The following is a 16,498-nucleotide window of genomic DNA, read 5'->3' on the forward strand; positions in this document are numbered from 1 at the left end:
AATTTGCTACAAGTGATCTATTATTCTAAATGAAATTATAGAACAGCAAGATTGCGGAACTTTACAATGAAAAAAACATTAAGCTTACCGAAAGCACCAATAGGGATGATCAACCGCCATAAAAAAACAAATCCTGCTGAAATGAATAAAATTTTAAGTCAGCATTTTAATGCATTTAAACAGGCTGCTGCACAAGGTGATTATGCCAAAGCTTATCAGCATGTAAAAAAAGCGGTAAATCTAGTGCCACAGCATCCTGGAGCACTATCTGATTTAGCTTATACTGAGCTGCGGTTACGCCGTTATGACGATGCATATCAACATTATATGCAAGCTATTAAAGCAAGTGGTTCCAACGTTAATACAAATTTATATGATGGCTTAACCGAAGTTTGTCATCATTTAAATAAAAAAGAAGAAAAAATCAAATTTGGGCGTTTAGCCATTTCAACAAAAAAAGAACTCACAATGAATGAGCCTGCTTTAAATATACCCCCGCATAAACCTGTACCATTTAGTCCCAATCCGCAAGAAAACATTATTGCTTTTTCTTTATTTGGAGCAAATCCGCGTTACTGTGAAACTTCAATTTTAAATACTAAGTTAGCACAAGAAATTTATCCGGAATGGACGTGTCGGTTCTATATAGATGATACCGTTCCTGAACTTGTACAGAAACGTTTACAAGCAAATGGTGCCCAAGTAGTACATGTCAGCTCCACTCAAAAACAGTTATCTGGTTTATTTTGGCGCTTTTTAGTCATGGATGATCCACTAGTTAAACGATTTTTGATACGGGATGCTGACTCTATTGTGTCTTATCGTGAAAAAGCTGCTGTCGATGCTTGGCTCAAGAGTGATCAATGGTTTCATTTAATGAGAGATAGCTATTCTCACACTGAATTAATTTTGGCGGGAATGTGGGGTGGTTGCTCAGGTATTTTTCATAATATTGAAGCACATGTCAGAGATTATGTCGCCACTGGAAAGTATCCGGACAATCGGGTCATAGATCAGCATTATCTTCGTTATCGTGTTTGGCCGACTTTAAAACAAAGTGTACTTGTGCATGACAGCCAGCAATTTGATGAAAATGGCATCGATTTTCCGGCTTACGAGTCAGCTTCAATGCAAAATGACCCAGACAATTTTCATGTTGGCATGGATAATGGTTTACCAGTGGTTACAACTGCTGTGACACACCCAACTGCAGAGAAAGTTTATTGGGTTGTATTCGATGAAAATCACGATGAAGTTTGCAGATATGATGCAATAGTGTCGAAGAGTCGAAATATTGAAGTAAATTTACCCCACGCTTTTGCTAAAAAAATTCAGTTACAGCAGTGGAAATTACAAGTCTATCCGTATGAAAACTGATTGATTAGTTATTTAGGCACAATTAAACTACATTCATCATAATTTATATAAATGCGGCATTATCTGGAGAGTGTGCATGAGTTCAACCCAATTTGATCATGTAACGGTCATCAAAAAATCAAATGTTTATTTTGGTGGAGCATGTATCAGCCATACCGTGCAATTTGAAGATGGAACGAAAAAAACATTAGGTGTTATTTTGCCGACTGAGCAGCCTTTAACATTTGAAACACATGTTCCTGAGCGTATGGAAATTATTTCAGGTGAATGTCGCGTTAAAATTGCAGATAGCAATGAAAGTGAATTGTTCCGCGCTGGTCAATCATTTTATGTACCAGGCAATAGCGTTTTTAAAATCGAGACTGATGAAGTACTCGATTATGTTTGCCATTTAGAAGGCTAAGAAATTCCTGTTTAAATCGGGTACACTATCCCCAAAGAAATCCTGTGAAGTTGGCTTTGCAGGATTTTTATTTTTTGCTCAAACGTTGTTAGAGGTCATGCATGGCAAAACCGGAATATTATTATGGCGTTCACTCAGTGGAGTCATTGTTAGAACTTGAGCCGGAGCGCGTGCTGACCTTGTTTACATTGAAGGGGCGCGATGATCAACGTTTACAAAAGATTTTGCAATTGGCTGAGCCTTTTGGAATTAGCGTACAAAAAGCAAGCCGTGAAAGTCTTGAGAAGCTTGCAGGCTTACCATTCCACCAAGGTGTAGTTGCAGCAGTACGTCCGCATCCGACGTTAAATGAAAAAGATCTCGATCAGATTTTGGCTGAAACTCCAGATGCCTTATTGCTGGCATTAGATCAGGTGACAGACCCGCATAACTTAGGGGCTTGTATTCGTACAGCCGCTGCAATGGGTGTTCAAGCAGTCATTGTTCCTCGTGATCGCTCAGCAAGCTTAACTCCAACTGCTCGCAAAGTCGCAGCGGGTGGGGCCGAAAAAGTTAAATTTATTCAAGTAACAAACTTAGCGCGTACTTTAGCGCATCTTAAAGAGACAACTCACGTACGTGTGATTGGTACAATGCTTGATGAAAGTGCTTTGCCTATTCAAAAATGTGATTTCTCTGGCCCAGTTGTCATTGTTATGGGTGCAGAAGACACAGGTTTACGTCCAATTACTCAGGCACAGTGTGATCATAAAGTTTATATCCCGATGTCTGGGAATTTACAGAGCCTAAATGTGAGTGTGGCAACAGGTATGGCACTTTATGAGGCTTGCCGTCAGCGTTCTGAGGTATAATTTAGCTGCCTTTCTCGTTTTAAAGCAGTCTTAATATGTCTCCCCGTAAGCAAGGTTATTTTTTTGTATTGGTGACCATGTGCATTTGGGGCGGGTTTACGCTTTTTGCCCGTTTAAATGCACAATGGCACATCAGTGCTTGGGATATTGCTGCACTGCGCTTCGCTATTGCTTTTCTAATTTTGATGCCTATCTTAATTTATAAAAAAGATCTCGCTTTTTTATGGAGTAAGCATGCGGTTATTTTGGCGCTCATTGGTGGAGTCATCTATTGTCTCACCGTCTATACTGCGTTTCTTTATGCGCCAGCTGCACATGCCGCAATATTTTTAAATGGTTGTATCCCCATCTGTACAGCTATAGCTGCCTATATTCTATTTAGACAACCATTTGATAAACATACATGGGTGAGTCTGGCAATTATGATCACTGCCTTGGCCCTCATGAGTGCATTAATGCTACAAAGTAGTACCTCTGCTTTTGAAATTGGCGATTTACTTCTGTTTATCAGTGCAATTTGGTGGGGAATTTTTACTGTACTACTTAAACAGTGGAAACTCTCTGCTTGGCACTCTATGGCAAGCGTCGCGATTTGGTCTGCAATTATTTATTTGCCGATTTACCTATTATTCTTACCTAAACATTTTATGGATGTAGATCCTGTACATTTGGCTGTACAAGGCATTTTCCATGGCGTGTTTGTCGTTATTATTGCAACATTGACCTATGTTGCTGCTATTCAGCGTCTTGGCGCATTTAAAACGGGAAGTATTGTAACTTTGGCGCCGTTTATTGCTGCTATTTTAGCTGTACCCTTACTTGGTGAATCATTAAGCCCATCAATTGTAGTGGGCTTAGTCGGTATGGGAATAGGCGCTTTACAGCCTTGGCGCTGGTTTAGACAAGATAGCCTGACACAAAAGATTAAGCAGCAAAATACACGAAATTAGTTTACACGCTTCAAATAGCTTTGATGTAAAGGCTCTAATTGCTGATATAAATGTTCGAGTAATCCGTCGTTAAACACGATGTCATTGGCAAGCTCACGTTTTCGTTCGCGTGGCATTTGTGCAGCAATGATTTTCTGGATTTGTTCTTGGTTTTGCCCATCGCGCTGGCTTGCACGCTGAATTTGAGTTTGTTCACTCGCATCAATTAGTAGCGTGTGATTGACCAGTTCATGTTGATTTGTTTCAAACAATAATGGCGAAACTAAAATTACATAAGGACTTTTAGGATTTTGTAGCTGTTGAATAATAGATTGACGGATTGCAGGGTGGGTAATTTGCTCGAGTGTATGACGCGCTTGTGGATTTTGAAAAATATATTCACGTAAGGCACGACGGTCTAAACTGCCATCGGGTTGAAGCACCCAGTCTCCAAAAGTTTGCTGAATTTTTTGAAGGGCAGGTTGGCCCTTTTCAACTACTTCGCGAGCAACAATATCGGCATCGACGACTTGGATTCCTTGGGATTCAAACCATTGTGTTGCAGCTGATTTACCACTGCCTATACCACCTGTGATTCCCAGAATAAAAGCCATCTTAACCTCCTAAATAAATTTTCATAATTTGATCACCCCATAAAAAGGCAACCCAACCTGCAATGGCAATATATGGCCCAAATGCAAATGGCTGATTGTCATTTCTTAATTTTAATAAAATGATGCCAATGATTGCGCCAAGTAACGATGACAATAACACAATTAACGGCAGCATCAATGGCCCCATCCATGCACCTAATGCTGCAAGCAATTTAAAGTCGCCGTAGCCCATACCTTCTTTGCCAGTAATTACTTTAAATAAGTAATAGACAATCCAAAGACATAGAAAACCAATGAGGTAACCCCAAATGGCCGAGTTGGGTGAGGTGTAGATATTAAAGGTGTTAATGCCTAAACCAAGCGCAGCTAAAGGTAGGGTAAAGCGATCAGGCAATAATTGTGTATCGAAATCAATAAAGGTAAGTGCTATCAGTACCCATGTGAGGACCAGTCCAAAAAGCATTTGTATGGTTGGACCAAACACCATAACCACCACCAATGAACATAGCATGGTAAGTAGTTCGATGGCTGGATAGCGAATGCTAATCGGGTGCTGGCAATGACCACATTTTCCTCTTAACACTAGCCAGCTTATGAGTGGGATATTTTGATACCAACGGATCGGTTGATGGCATGCAGGGCATGATGAAGCAGGCTTACTTAAAGTTAGCTTCTCATGATCGATAATGGGTTGCTCAGGATTGAGTAACATTTGGCATTCTTGCTGCCAATCTTGCTCCATCATTCTTGGTGTGCGGTAAATCACTACATTCAGAAAGCTACCGATACATAGGCTCACGAGTGCAACAGCAATATAAAGTGCAGTTAAGTTTTGAATAAAATACGCAATGATGTCTTGCATTATACAACTGAGCCCATTTGGAAAATTGGAAGATACATAGCAATTACCAGACCGCCTACGAGTACCCCTAAAATTGCCATAATTAAAGGTTCCATCATAGAAGTTAAACCATCAACGGCATTATCCACTTCATTTTCATAGTAAGTGGCAACTTTATCGAGCATGCTGTCTAGTGCACCCGATTCTTCACCAATTGCAACCATTTGTATAGCCATAGATGGAAAACGATTAGTTACTCGCATAGCAAATTGAAGTTGTTGACCGGTTGCCACATCTTCACGAATTTTCATCACAGCTTGCTCATAAATGACATTATTTGTTGCGCCTGCAGTTGACTCTAGTGCATCAATAAGCGGAACACCTGCTGCAAATGTTGTAGCAAGCGTACGGCTATAACGGGCAATAATTGCTTTATAAACCAGATCTCCGAAAATAGGTAACTTAAGCGCTAGTTTATCTAAGCCATCACGAAACTTTTTACTACGTTTTTTTGCTTCTAAAAACGCAGCAATAAATACACCAATTGCAATAATCATAACGAACCAGTATTCCTGCATCCATTTCGACATATTCACGACCATCTGTGTGAATGCTGGTAATTCTGCGCCGAAAGAAGAAAACAGATCTTGGAAAACGGGAACTACTTTAACCATCAAAATAATAGTCACCACAATGGCTACCACAATAACTGTTGCAGGGTATTTCATTGCTTTCTTGATTTTTTGTTTGAGCAACTCACTTTTTTCTTTATAAATTGCAACGCGGTCCAACATCGTTTCGAGTGCACCTGACTGTTCACCAGATTCAACAAGTGAACAAAACAAGTTATCAAAATGTTGAGGGTACTTTTTTAAAGCTAAGGCAAAGGTACTACCACCTTCAACTTCACTTTTAATACCGAGGACAACCTCTCGCATGGCAGGGTTTTCTAAACCTTCTGCTACAATTTCAAAGCCTTGTACTAGAGGTACACCAGCTTTCATCATGGTCGCCAGTTGTCGGGTAAAAATCGTAATATCGAGTGTGGTGACTTTTTTCTTAAATAAACCTTCAAGAATATTTTTACGTTTTTCACGTATAGTTCGAACAGTCACCCCTTGTTTGCGTAAGGTTACTTTGGCTAAAGCCATATTTTTAGCCGGAAGTTCTCCTTTAATTTTTACGCCCTTACGGTCAACCCCTTCATAAGCAAAAGTCGGCATCATTTGTGCCTTTTTGACAGCCATTAGATTATCCTTATTTTAAATAGTGTCTTATTCACTGGTTACACGGTTAACTTCTTGTAAAGAGGTCACCCCTTGCATCACCTTTTTTAAACCTGAACGACGTAGATTATTAAACCCCAATTTTTCAGAAGCAGCCGCGATTTCTAAAGCGTTGCCATCTTCCATAATAATCTTGGAAATTTCAGGTGTAACTTTCATTACCTCATAAATACCGACACGGCCTTTATAACCTTCACGACATTCAGGACAGCCCACGGGTTGAAAAACCCGAAAATCTGGATGTGCTAAATCTTGTTCGGTAAAGCCCATTTCTAATAAGCTTTGTTTAGGAATATCAGCAGGTATTTTACATTGAGAACAAAGACGACGTGCTAAACGCTGTGCAATCACTAGATTTACCGATGTTGCAATATTAAAAGAAGGAACCCCCATATTGCGTAAACGGGTCAATGTTTCCGGAGCACTATTGGTATGTAGTGTTGACATCACCATATGGCCGGTTTGAGCAGCTTTAATCGCAATTTCTGCTGTTTCCAAGTCACGAATCTCACCGACCATAATAATGTCAGGGTCTTGACGTAAAAAAGACTTAAGGGCAGCTGCAAACGTTAAACCCACTTTAGGATTGACGTTAACCTGATTAATACCTTCTAAGTTAATTTCCACTGGATCTTCGGCAGTAGAAATATTGGAACTTTCAGTATTTAAAATATTTAAGCCTGTATATAAAGATACAGTTTTACCGGAACCTGTTGGTCCAGTAATCAAAAGCATACCTTGTGGTTTATCTAAAGCTTCCATAAATAAAGCTTTTTGTTCTTCTTCGTAGCCTAATGCATCAATGCCTAGCATTGCGCTTGATGGGTCAAGAATACGTAGAACTAACTTTTCACCAAACAAGGTAGGGAGCGAGTTCACACGGAAATCAATTGCTTTGGTTTTTGACAGCTTAAGTTTAATACGTCCATCTTGTGGGACGCGTTTTTCAGAAATGTCCATTTGAGACATTACTTTTAAGCGTGATGCCAAACGGTTTGCAAGTTGTAAAGGCGGATTGGCAATTTGACGTAACACACCATCGACACGATAACGTACCCGATATGACTTTTCATAAGGCTCAAAATGTAAATCTGACGCGCCCATACGAATGGCATCAATAAGCAACTTATTAATATATTTAACAATAGGAGCTTCATCACCTTGAGGTATTTCTTCTTCATCTTCTTGAGTGGTAGGACCATCAAGGCTGACGTCAAGATCAAACTCTTCATCATTAAAGTCAAAGCTGCTTTCTTCTGCAAAATGCTGGCCTAAAACTTTTTCCAGCTTATGATGCTCGACAATAACAGGTTCAACCAGCAATTTACTGTTAAAACGGATTGCATCGATTGCTTCAATATTACTTGGATTGCTGGTGGCGACATATAGAATTTGTCCTCTTTGAATGAGCGGCAAAATTCGATGTTTTAAAATCAGTTTTTGATCGACCAGATCTTTAGGAATCTGAGATGTGTCATAAACATCTAGATCAAAATATGGTTCAGCAAACTCCGCAGAAATGGTTTCAGCCAATAAAGAAGGGGAGAGATGTACCTCTTCAATTAAATATGCGACTGTATCCTGCTTGGCTCTCTTTGCTGCATCTAATGCATTTTGCATGGTCGCTGCCGACACATGCTTTTCTTCGACTAAACGCCGAAAAAACCCCGTAAATTTTGGAGATGTATGTAATACTGACATCTGCCTGCCTATGCTAATGTGTTTATAATTGGTATATGAAAAATTATACTTTTGTTATGTAAAATTACTACCTTATAAAGTGTTGCTCTAGTCTTACTCGAGCTATTAAAGCTTGAACTAGTCGAAGTTTTTAAAGATTAATTTTTAGAATGTTTAACTTCGAATGGCTATAAAGCTTTTCTTAATTTCAAAGAGAAGAAACGATATAAGTAATCCCTTTAAAGAAAAGTATCTGAAATTTGTATAAATGCGTGTAGAATGTGCTGCATTTTTGATGAAAGGTGAGCAGTATGTCGGGTTCGACGATTACGCCTTGGGTAGTTGGCAACTGGAAAATGAATCCAATGCGTGCTAACGCCAACCAACTTATAGAAGAATTTAAACAATTATTGCAACAAAACCAAATTGCAGATGAAAGCTGCCATGTGGGCGTTGCCCCTGTTTCTATTGCACTTACAACAGTACAGGCGCAATTGCAGGATGCTGCAAGAACGGTATATACAGTTGCGCAAGATGTATCGCGTATTGCAGGTACAGGTGCTTATACTGGCGAAGTTAGTGCAGAATTATTAAAAGATAGCCAAATTAATTTCGTATTGGTCGGACACTCTGAACGCCGTGATATTTTTGGCGATAACGTTGAAATTTTGAAGGCGAAACTCCAAAATGCATTAAATGCGGGCTTGACTGTCATTTATTGTGTGGGCGAAAGTCTTGAACAGCGTGAACAAGGGCAGGCAGAGCAAGTTGTTTTACAACAAATTTGTGATATTGCACCCGTAGTGACTGCTGAACAGTGGCAAAACCAAGTCGTAATTGCTTATGAGCCGATTTGGGCAATTGGTACTGGTAAAACAGCTTCACCACAAGATGCGCAAGCAATGCACGCTAAAATTCGTGAAGGCTTATGCCAGCTTACTTCAGCGGGTTCAAGTATTGCTATTTTATATGGTGGTAGTGTAAAAGCTGAAAATGCTGTTGAATTAGCTGCATGTCCAGATATTAATGGTGCGTTGGTGGGTGGTGCTTCATTAAATGCAGCATCTTTTTATCAAATTGTACAAGCCTTCGCGCAAAGCAAATAACGAGGATAGGGTATGCACTCTTTTGTACTTGTTGTACATATTATTTTAGCTGTACTGATGATTGCATTGATTTTAGTGCAACATGGTAAAGGCGCAGATGCTGGTGCTTCTTTTGGTGGTGGCGGTGCAGCAACTGTATTTGGTGCATCTGGTTCGGGTAACTTCCTTACTCGCCTGACTGCTGTTTTAACTGCATTGTTTTTTGTAACGAGTTTGACTCTTGCTGTTTTTGCAAAAAAACAGACTACAGAGGCATATAGTTTGAAAACTGTACAAACAACAGCACCAGCTCAAACAACATCGCCTGAAACTTCACCAAATGCACCAAAAACGGGTCAATAATTCGAAATAGGGCTTTCCTTTTGCAGTTGGAAGGACTAGAATGCGTCCCACAAGCTGCGGTGGTGGTGGAATTGGTAGACACGCTACCTTGAGGTGGTAGTGCCTTCGGGCGTGGGGGTTCAAGTCCCCCCTTCCGCACCAACTTTGAACCAGAAAGTTGAGTGCAAGCAGTTTATTGATGCGGGATGGAGCAGTCTGGTAGCTCGTCGGGCTCATAACCCGAAGGTCGTTGGTTCAAATCCAGCTCCCGCTACCAATTTGATTAAGGTGCAACTTAATCAAGCGAATATTGTAAAGTTTACATTGACTTTTTTCGATATTTGTATATAATTTTTGCACGTTGATGCGGGATGGAGCAGTCTGGTAGCTCGTCGGGCTCATAACCCGAAGGTCGTTGGTTCAAATCCAGCTCCCGCTACCAAGTTTCTTAAAAGAGGCTCACAGACAGGTGGGCCTTTTTGCACAGTGGACTATTGTTTTCTGTGCTACATAGGGGCGATTAACGCCCTTTTTTATTGGTTATCGTATCGCTATCGTGTAGTGTCGACATCAATTGGTCAAATAGTCATGCTTCACTATAGTAGGTCTGTGTCGGTTAAAACAACCGATTGAATCGCACGAGAATGACGAGAGTAAATGAAATTATCAAATAAATCCCAAGCATTGTATGACATGATTGCTCCAGCAGTGCAGGCATGTGGTGTTGACCTGTGGGGAATCGAATTCCTTCCACAAGGTAAACGTTCATTATTGCGTATTTATATCGATAGACCGGTTGATGAAAACGCTGAACCAGTGATTAATGAAGATGGTGAAGTAGAACAAGGTCGTGGTATTGGCGTACAAGATTGTGTACGTGTTACACAACAAGTCGGCGCGATGTTGGATGTTCATGATCCGATTTCAGGTGAATATTCTTTAGAAGTTTCTTCACCAGGTTGGGATCGCCCATTTTTTCAACTCGAACAGTTGCAAAGCTATATTGGACAACAAGTTGCTTTGCGTTTAATTGCAGCAGTAGAAAATCGCCGTAAATTTCAAGCAAAACTCCTTGCTGTAGACCTTGAAAATGAAGAGATTAAGGTTGAAGTTGAAGGAAAGCATGTGCTTGATATCGACAGCAACAATATCGATAAAGCAAACTTGATCTATCAAGATTAAATTTATTTAAATTATATAAGAAATCGGTAGGTGACTTATGGGCCGCGAAATTCTTACCGTTGTAGAAACGGTTAGTAATGAAAAAGGTGTTAGTCGTGAAGCGATCTTCGAGGCTTTAGAACAAGCTCTAGTTGCTGCAACGAAAAAAAGATTTTACGAAGGTACGCATGCTGAAGAAGCTCAGCTTCGTGTAGAGATTGATCGTAAAACTGGTGATTACCGTACATTCCGTCAATGGACTGTAGTGGCGGATGAAGATCATGAAATGCCAGCTTGCCAAGATGCGATCTCTGATGTTGATCCATCGAAATGGTCAATTGGTGATGTGCGTGAACTTGAAGTTGAATCTATCGAGTTTGGCCGTATTGCTGCGCAAATTGCAAAACAGGTTATCGTACAAAAAATCCGTGAAGCTGAGCGTGCTTTAGTTGCTGATGCATATGAATCTAAAGTGGGTGAGTTAATCTACGGTGAAGTGAAAAAACAAACCAAAGATGGTTTCATCATTGATTTAGGCGACAACGCAGAAGCTTATCTTGCTCGCGAAGAAATGATTCCTAAAGAAATTCTTCGTCCAAAGCAACGTGTAAACGCTATCTTATATAATGTTAACCGTGAAGGCCGCGGCGCTCAGTTATTGTTATCACGCGCTAAGCCTGAAATGTTAATCGCTTTAATGAAAAAAGAAATTCCTGAAATTTCTGAAGAGATTATCGAAATTAAAGCAGCGGCACGTCAACCAGGTGTCCGTGCTAAAATTGCAGTGAAAACAAATGATCACCGTATCGACCCTGTAGGTGCATGTATTGGTATGCGTGGTACGCGTATTCAAGCTGTACAGCAGGAGTTAAACGGTGAACGTATTGATGTAGTGGTTTGGTCTGATGATCCAGCTCAATACATTGCTAGCGCATTAGAACCAGCTGATGTTTCAGGCATCGTGCTTGATGAAGATGCAAGAAGTGCCGATATTATTTTTGCAACCAGCGATCAATTAGCTCGTGCGATTGGCTCACAAGGTCAAAACGTTCGCTTAGCTTCTGATTTAACTGGCTACAAACTCGACATGATGCTTGAAGAAGAGTATCGTGCTCGTCAGCAAAATGAAGCTCAACAATATCTCGACATGTTTGTATCACGTTTAGATATTGAAGAAGATTTAGCAATGGCATTGGTAGAAATGGGCTTCACTTCTTTAGAAGAGATTGCTTATGTTCCTGCTGAAACTTTTGACGAAATTGAGCTTGATGCTGAATTGGTTGAGTTATTGCAAAGTCGTGCAAAAGAAGCAGCCCTTACTGATGCTTTGAAACAGCAAGAAAATATTCAAGAACCGAGCGCAGACCTTCTCACAATGGAAGGCATGACTTCTGAGATCGCTTACTCGCTTGCCGCTCGCGGTATTATTACCGTGGATGATTTGGCAGATCAGGCTACTGACGATATCTCTGATATTGAAGGTCTTGATCATGAAAAAGCAGGTCAATTGATCATGAAAGCTCGCGAATCATGGTTTAACTAGGAGATGAAATATGACGGACAAGTCGATTAAAGAGTTAGCTCTCAGTGTAGGACGTCCTGTTGAGAAGCTCCTAGAACAGGCTCGCGAAGCAGGTTTGCCTCAACGTACAGCAGACGACATTATTACCACTGAACAACAGGACACTTTAGTCAATCATTTGAAAAAAGTGCATGGTCAGGAAAGTGGTAACACAGGAAAAATTGCGTTGAAACGTAAAACAACCAGTACCGCTAAAGTTGCAAGTACTTCAGGTAAAGCAAAAACAATTAACGTAGAAGTACGTAAAAAACAGGTTTTTGCTAAACCAAACCCAGAACAAATTGCAGCAGAAGCTAAAGCGCGTGCAGAAGCAGAAGCTAAAGCACGTGCAGATCAACAAGCGCGTGAAACTGCAGAGCAAAAAGCGCGTCTTCAAACAGAGCAAAAAGCAAAAGCAACTTTAGATGCAATGCGTGCTGCTCATCAACAAGATAGCGCTGCACAGTCAGCTCCTAAAGCTGCCGTTGTAGTGAAAAAACGTGGTGGTGGTACAGTAAAACCTGCACCAAAACCAGCAGAAACATTAGAGCAAAAGAAAGCGCGTGAAGCTCAAACAGCTCAGTTAAAAGCAACTGAAGAAGCTGCACGTCGTAAAGCGGCTGAAGAAGCTCAGCAACGTACGCTTGAACAAATGCGCAAAATGGCATCTAAGTACTCAAATGACGATGCTACTACCACAATTCGTGTAATTGATGATTCTCCACTTGCTTCAGGTCTTGTTGGCCAAGCGTATGAAGATTCATTCAAGCAAGAAGACCGTGAAATTAAACGCGGTGGCGCAACTACTAATCCGCGTGCGGGTAAGAAAGGCGGTCGTCGTGGTCAAGAAGAGCAAAGCTTCGTTAACCATAACAAACGTGGTTTAAAATCAAGCCAAGCAAACAAGCATGGATTTGAAAAGCCAGTTAAAAAGCAAGTCTATGACGTAGAAATCGGTTCAAGTATTGTTGTTGCCGATCTTGCTCAAAAGATGGCGATTAAAGTACGTGAAGTTATCAAAACACTTATGAAAATGGGTGAGTTGGTTAATCAAGATCAAGCTATTGACCAAGATACAGCTGCACTTGTTGTAGAAGAAATGGGACACAACCCTGTTCTAGTTTCTGATACACAGGCGGAAGATAACTTGCTTGAAGCGGCTGAAGAAGCACGTGGTGAGCAAACAACTCGTCCACCAGTTGTTACGATTATGGGTCACGTTGACCATGGTAAAACATCATTGCTTGACCGTATCCGTCGTTCGAAAGTTGCGGCTGGTGAAGCAGGTGGTATTACCCAGCACATTGGTGCGTATCATGTTGAAACAGACAAAGGGATTATTACATTCCTTGATACACCGGGACATGCTGCGTTTACTTCAATGCGTGCACGTGGTGCTAAAGCAACAGATATCGTGGTATTGGTTGTTGCGGCAGATGACGGTGTAATGCCACAAACTGCAGAAGCAATTGACCATGCTCGTGCAGCAGGTACTCCAATTATTGTTGCAATCAACAAGATGGATAAAGAATCTGCTGATCCAGACCGTGTGTTAAATGAATTAACAACGAAACAAATCGTTCCAGAAGAATGGGGTGGTGATGTTCCGATTGCTAAAGTTTCAGCACATACTGGACAAGGTATTGATGAACTTCTTGATTTAATTCTTATTCAATCAGAATTGATGGAATTAAAAGCATCTGCTGAAGGTGCTGCGCAAGGTGTTGTTATTGAAGCGCGTGTTGATAAAGGCCGTGGTGCAGTAACTTCTATTCTTGTTCAAAACGGTACATTAAATATTGGTGACCTTGTTCTTGCAGGTTCATCTTATGGTCGTGTCCGTGCAATGTCTGATGAAAACGGTAAGCCAATTAAATCAGCAGGACCATCTATTCCGGTAGAAATTCTGGGTCTTCCAGATGCTCCAATGGCGGGTGACGAAGTTCTTGTTGTAAATGACGAGAAAAAAGCACGTGAAGTTGCCGATGCTCGTGCTGACCGTGAGCGTCAAAAACGTATTGAGCGTCAAAGTGCAATGCGTCTTGAAAATATCATGTCGTCAATGGGCAAAAAAGATGTTCCTACAGTGAACGTCGTTTTAAGAACTGACGTACGTGGTACTTTAGAAGCATTGAATGCAGCATTATATGAACTCTCTACTGATGAAGTAAAAGTTCGTGTAATTAGTTCTGGTGTTGGTGCGATTACTGAATCTGATGTAATTCTTGCTGAATCTTCAGAAGCAGTATTGTTAGGCTTCAACGTTCGTGCTGATACAGCTGCGCGTCAGAGAAGTGACCAAGACGGTATCGATATTCGTTACTACAGCATCATCTATGAATTGATTGATGATGTGAAAGATGCCATGAGCGGTAAACTTGCTCCTGAACACCGTGAAACAATCTTGGGTGTTGCTGAAGTACGTGAAGTATTCCACTCAAGTAAGTTTGGTGCAGCAGCAGGCTGTATGGTACTTGAAGGTACATTACACCGTAATAAACCGATTCGCGTATTACGTGATGACGTGGTTGTGTTCCAAGGTGAACTTGAATCATTACGTCGTTATAAAGATGTAGTTGATGAAGTTCGTGCTGGTATGGAATGTGGTCTTGCGGTTAAAGGTTATAAAGACATCAAAGTACAAGATAAGATCGAAGTATATGATGTTCAATTGATTAAACGGAGTCTTTAATGGCGGGTAGCCAACGCTTAAAGCGAATGGCGGATTCAGTACAGCGTGAGCTGTCTGATCTAATCCGTCAGGAGTTAAAAGATCCGCGTCTGGGTGGTCTAGTGACCATCTCAGCCGTGAAAGTCAGTGCGGATATGGGATACGCTGAAGTTTACGTTACTGTTATGGGGCGTGAGCTAGGTGATGAGCAAAGTGAATCAGCAAATAAAGAAACTTTAGATGTATTAAATAAAGCTTCTGGTTTCTTGCGTCATGAACTCAGTCGTCGTATCAAAACACGTATTACGCCTCGCTTACGTTTCCATTACGATAAGACGAATGCATATGGTAATTATATGTTTGGTCTTATTGAAAAAGCGGTACAAGATTTACCGGAACGTAAGTCAGATGACGAAGAGTAATTTATACTCAAAATAAAAAAGCCACCTTTGGGTGGCTTTTTTATTTGTTCACATTTTTATTCCTGAGGAGGCTCCATCGGAGGTTTGTTTTGTGAAAAGCGTTGTCCGATTTTATAGCGATCCCATGGTAATGGACGTTCGATTGCTTCAGGAACTTCACCACTTAATGAGCGTAAACGCAGATGTAGTGCTGCTTGTGCAATTAAATTGGCTGAAACAGGTGCCGTAATGAAAGCTAACAGAGTAATGAGAAGTTCAGCAAAGCCAAAACGACCTTGAAAAGCAAAAAAGATCATTGAAGCAATTAAAAAGCTACCTAGTCCTAATGTACTCGATTTGGTAGGCGCATGTAGTCGCATAAATAAATCGGGTAGGCGTACCATGCCGATAGAACCAACTAACATAAAGAACGAACCAAAAACTAGAAAGATCGAAACAATAATTTCCATTGTAATTTGCATTTTGACCTCCCTCTAATCGATTACATGACCGGTTGTAAAATAACGAGCCAAAGCAGCTGTCGATACAAACCCTAGCATGGCAACTAATAATGCCCCTTCAAATAAAGAGGTGGTTGTCCAATAAATACCTAATACAACAATGAGACAAGTTGCATTTAGAAAAAGGGTATCAAGTGCTAAAAGGCGATCTACAATTGATGGTCCCATCACCATGCGAAACAGACAGAGCAACATAGAGATCGTGATGGCAATCAAGCTAATGCCAAGTGCATAAGGTAGGATGGTCATGTGTTGTCCTCCGATTTGCTTTTCACATCAAAAATTTCCATGAGTGGAGCCTCATAGCGTTGTTTGATGTCTTGCACATCACTTTCAGTATTTTCTGTACTGAGCGAGTGTACCAAAATGTCACCACGCTCTTGATCAATACCAGCAGAGACCGTACCTGGTGTTGTGGTAATAATCATTGCGAGTAAAGAATTTACTTGTTCATGTTCTGTTTCTAATGGAACACGGTACCATTTGGGATGTAATTTTTTAGGTGACCCTAATACCAGTTTAGCAACGCGAAAATTGGAAACAATAATATCCCACAGTACAACAAAGCATAGTTTTACTGCTGGTTGCCAATGAATGTGCGGTGTTCTAGTAATAAAAGGTCGAACCAATCGAGGAATCACAAGCCCCAAAATTACAGCCATAAGCAGGTCACTTGCATCAAGACTATGCGAGAGCATTAACCAAAAAACGATAATTAAAAAAGAAACAAATGGATGCGGAAACCAGCGGTCAAGCAATTTAGATAGCTGCATTG

The 16,498-nt window shown here is 40.7% G+C and carries 17 protein-coding genes and 3 tRNA genes; 13 read left to right on the plus strand and 7 right to left on the minus strand.

The features are described 5' to 3' along the window. Window positions 1-66 precede the first annotated feature (66 nt). The 4 genes from ABLC00_RS01790 to ABLC00_RS01805 all read left to right on the plus strand — a co-directional run bounded on the left by ABLC00_RS01790 (window position 67) and on the right by ABLC00_RS01805 (window position 3,581). Window positions 67-1,377: a tetratricopeptide repeat protein gene (locus ABLC00_RS01790; RefSeq protein WP_033846384.1), complete on the plus strand. Its 1,311-nt coding sequence runs from the start codon at window positions 67-69 to the stop codon at window positions 1,375-1,377. 76 nt (window positions 1,378-1,453) lie between these two features. After that, complete coding sequence (locus tag ABLC00_RS01795) at window positions 1,454-1,780, plus strand: pyrimidine/purine nucleoside phosphorylase (RefSeq protein ID WP_000099685.1); 327 nt, start codon at window positions 1,454-1,456, stop codon at window positions 1,778-1,780. 101 nt (window positions 1,781-1,881) lie between these two features. Further along, window positions 1,882-2,631, plus strand: a complete 750-nt coding sequence (rlmB, locus tag ABLC00_RS01800; protein WP_002156969.1) for a 23S rRNA (guanosine(2251)-2'-O)-methyltransferase RlmB — start codon at window positions 1,882-1,884, stop codon at window positions 2,629-2,631. 35 nt (window positions 2,632-2,666) lie between these two features. Further along, window positions 2,667-3,581, plus strand: coding sequence for a DMT family transporter (locus ABLC00_RS01805; protein WP_033846385.1), 915 nt, complete (start codon window positions 2,667-2,669; stop codon window positions 3,579-3,581). Here the strand turns inward: ABLC00_RS01805 and coaE are convergent. From coaE to pilB, 4 genes are read right to left on the minus strand one after another with little or no spacing between them, the layout of a single operon-like run. Further along, window positions 3,578-4,174, minus strand: a complete 597-nt coding sequence (gene coaE / locus ABLC00_RS01810; RefSeq protein ID WP_004883551.1) for a dephospho-CoA kinase — start codon at window positions 4,172-4,174, stop codon at window positions 3,578-3,580. The genes ABLC00_RS01805 and coaE overlap by 4 nt on opposite strands. Before the next feature lies 1 nt (window position 4,175). Beyond that, a complete protein-coding gene (locus tag ABLC00_RS01815; protein ID WP_022575844.1) occupies window positions 4,176-5,036 on the minus strand; it encodes an A24 family peptidase in 861 nt (286 codons plus the stop codon). Further along, window positions 5,036-6,262: a type II secretion system F family protein gene (locus ABLC00_RS01820; RefSeq protein WP_033846386.1), complete on the minus strand. Its 1,227-nt coding sequence runs from the start codon at window positions 6,260-6,262 to the stop codon at window positions 5,036-5,038. The genes ABLC00_RS01815 and ABLC00_RS01820 overlap by 1 nt, the downstream gene beginning before the upstream one ends. 27 nt (window positions 6,263-6,289) lie before the next feature. Further along, window positions 6,290-8,002 carry a type IV-A pilus assembly ATPase PilB gene (gene pilB / locus ABLC00_RS01825; protein ID WP_031952279.1) on the minus strand — a complete coding sequence of 571 codons (1,713 nt, stop codon included), beginning with the start codon at window positions 8,000-8,002 and terminating at the stop codon, window positions 6,290-6,292. Window positions 8,003-8,292: 290 nt separating this feature from the next. Between pilB and tpiA the strand changes: the two genes are divergently transcribed. The 9 genes from tpiA to ABLC00_RS01870 all read left to right on the plus strand — a co-directional run bounded on the left by tpiA (window position 8,293) and on the right by ABLC00_RS01870 (window position 15,223). Next, the gene (gene tpiA / locus ABLC00_RS01830; protein WP_004710827.1) at window positions 8,293-9,087 is read left to right on the plus strand and encodes a triose-phosphate isomerase; all 795 of its coding nucleotides are present in this window, start codon (window positions 8,293-8,295) and stop codon (window positions 9,085-9,087) included. A 12-nt stretch (window positions 9,088-9,099) separates the two neighbouring features. Then, window positions 9,100-9,429 carry a preprotein translocase subunit SecG gene (gene secG / locus ABLC00_RS01835; protein WP_002156913.1) on the plus strand — a complete coding sequence of 110 codons (330 nt, stop codon included), beginning with the start codon at window positions 9,100-9,102 and terminating at the stop codon, window positions 9,427-9,429. Window positions 9,430-9,485: 56 nt separating this feature from the next. Beyond that, a tRNA-Leu gene (locus tag ABLC00_RS01840) sits at window positions 9,486-9,570 on the plus strand. Window positions 9,571-9,608: 38 nt separating this feature from the next. Next, window positions 9,609-9,685, plus strand: a tRNA-Met gene (locus ABLC00_RS01845). Window positions 9,686-9,773: 88 nt separating this feature from the next. Beyond that, a tRNA-Met gene (locus ABLC00_RS01850) sits at window positions 9,774-9,850 on the plus strand. 215 nt (window positions 9,851-10,065) lie between these two features. Further along, complete coding sequence (gene rimP / locus ABLC00_RS01855) at window positions 10,066-10,590, plus strand: ribosome maturation factor RimP (RefSeq protein ID WP_002157009.1); 525 nt, start codon at window positions 10,066-10,068, stop codon at window positions 10,588-10,590. Window positions 10,591-10,627: 37 nt separating this feature from the next. Further along, window positions 10,628-12,112 (plus strand): transcription termination factor NusA, encoded by a 1,485-nt coding sequence (gene nusA / locus ABLC00_RS01860; protein WP_002156952.1) that lies wholly within the window; start codon window positions 10,628-10,630, stop codon window positions 12,110-12,112. Window positions 12,113-12,122: 10 nt separating this feature from the next. Continuing rightward, a complete protein-coding gene (gene infB, locus ABLC00_RS01865) occupies window positions 12,123-14,822 on the plus strand; it encodes a translation initiation factor IF-2 (RefSeq protein WP_002156968.1) in 2,700 nt (899 codons plus the stop codon). After that, window positions 14,822-15,223 (plus strand): ribosome-binding factor A, encoded by a 402-nt coding sequence (locus ABLC00_RS01870; protein ID WP_031952281.1) that lies wholly within the window; start codon window positions 14,822-14,824, stop codon window positions 15,221-15,223. The genes infB and ABLC00_RS01870 overlap by 1 nt, the downstream gene beginning before the upstream one ends. A gap of 56 nt (window positions 15,224-15,279) precedes the next feature. Here the strand turns inward: ABLC00_RS01870 and ABLC00_RS01875 are convergent, their stop codons facing one another. Genes ABLC00_RS01875 through ABLC00_RS01885 form a run of 3 tightly spaced genes read right to left on the minus strand, consistent with a single transcriptional unit; the run spans window position 15,280 to window position 16,496 of the window. Further along, the gene (locus ABLC00_RS01875; RefSeq protein ID WP_002157026.1) at window positions 15,280-15,684 is read right to left on the minus strand and encodes a Na+/H+ antiporter subunit G; all 405 of its coding nucleotides are present in this window, start codon (window positions 15,682-15,684) and stop codon (window positions 15,280-15,282) included. 12 nt (window positions 15,685-15,696) lie between these two features. Continuing rightward, window positions 15,697-15,972 (minus strand): monovalent cation/H+ antiporter subunit F, encoded by a 276-nt coding sequence (locus tag ABLC00_RS01880; protein WP_002053531.1) that lies wholly within the window; start codon window positions 15,970-15,972, stop codon window positions 15,697-15,699. Continuing rightward, window positions 15,969-16,496, minus strand: coding sequence for a Na+/H+ antiporter subunit E (locus ABLC00_RS01885; protein ID WP_002156972.1), 528 nt, complete (start codon window positions 16,494-16,496; stop codon window positions 15,969-15,971). Before ABLC00_RS01885 ends, ABLC00_RS01880 begins: the two co-directional genes overlap by 4 nt. Between the last annotated feature and the right edge of the window lie 2 nt (window positions 16,497-16,498).

The organism is Acinetobacter nosocomialis, from assembly GCF_041021905.1.
GTDB classification, from domain to species: domain Bacteria; phylum Pseudomonadota; class Gammaproteobacteria; order Pseudomonadales; family Moraxellaceae; genus Acinetobacter; species Acinetobacter nosocomialis.

Bases quoted from the DNA above. Each gene is read 5' to 3' on its own strand.
- ABLC00_RS01790 (WP_033846384.1), top strand. From the start codon at position 67: ATGAAAAAAACATTAAGCTTACCGAAAGCACCAATAGGGATGATCAAC.
- ABLC00_RS01795 (WP_000099685.1), top strand. From the start codon at position 1,454: ATGAGTTCAACCCAATTTGATCATGTAACGGTCATCAAAAAATCAAAT.
- rlmB (WP_002156969.1), top strand. From the start codon at position 1,882: ATGGCAAAACCGGAATATTATTATGGCGTTCACTCAGTGGAGTCATTG.
- ABLC00_RS01805 (WP_033846385.1), top strand. From the start codon at position 2,667: ATGTCTCCCCGTAAGCAAGGTTATTTTTTTGTATTGGTGACCATGTGC.
- coaE (WP_004883551.1), bottom strand. From the start codon at position 4,174: ATGGCTTTTATTCTGGGAATCACAGGTGGTATAGGCAGTGGTAAATCA.
- ABLC00_RS01815 (WP_022575844.1), bottom strand. From the start codon at position 5,036: ATGCAAGACATCATTGCGTATTTTATTCAAAACTTAACTGCACTTTAT.
- ABLC00_RS01820 (WP_033846386.1), bottom strand. From the start codon at position 6,262: ATGGCTGTCAAAAAGGCACAAATGATGCCGACTTTTGCTTATGAAGGG.
- pilB (WP_031952279.1), bottom strand. From the start codon at position 8,002: ATGTCAGTATTACATACATCTCCAAAATTTACGGGGTTTTTTCGGCGT.
- tpiA (WP_004710827.1), top strand. From the start codon at position 8,293: ATGTCGGGTTCGACGATTACGCCTTGGGTAGTTGGCAACTGGAAAATG.
- secG (WP_002156913.1), top strand. From the start codon at position 9,100: ATGCACTCTTTTGTACTTGTTGTACATATTATTTTAGCTGTACTGATG.
- rimP (WP_002157009.1), top strand. From the start codon at position 10,066: ATGAAATTATCAAATAAATCCCAAGCATTGTATGACATGATTGCTCCA.
- nusA (WP_002156952.1), top strand. From the start codon at position 10,628: ATGGGCCGCGAAATTCTTACCGTTGTAGAAACGGTTAGTAATGAAAAA.
- infB (WP_002156968.1), top strand. From the start codon at position 12,123: ATGACGGACAAGTCGATTAAAGAGTTAGCTCTCAGTGTAGGACGTCCT.
- ABLC00_RS01870 (WP_031952281.1), top strand. From the start codon at position 14,822: ATGGCGGGTAGCCAACGCTTAAAGCGAATGGCGGATTCAGTACAGCGT.
- ABLC00_RS01875 (WP_002157026.1), bottom strand. From the start codon at position 15,684: ATGCAAATTACAATGGAAATTATTGTTTCGATCTTTCTAGTTTTTGGT.
- ABLC00_RS01880 (WP_002053531.1), bottom strand. From the start codon at position 15,972: ATGACCATCCTACCTTATGCACTTGGCATTAGCTTGATTGCCATCACG.
- ABLC00_RS01885 (WP_002156972.1), bottom strand. From the start codon at position 16,496: ATGCAGCTATCTAAATTGCTTGACCGCTGGTTTCCGCATCCATTTGTT.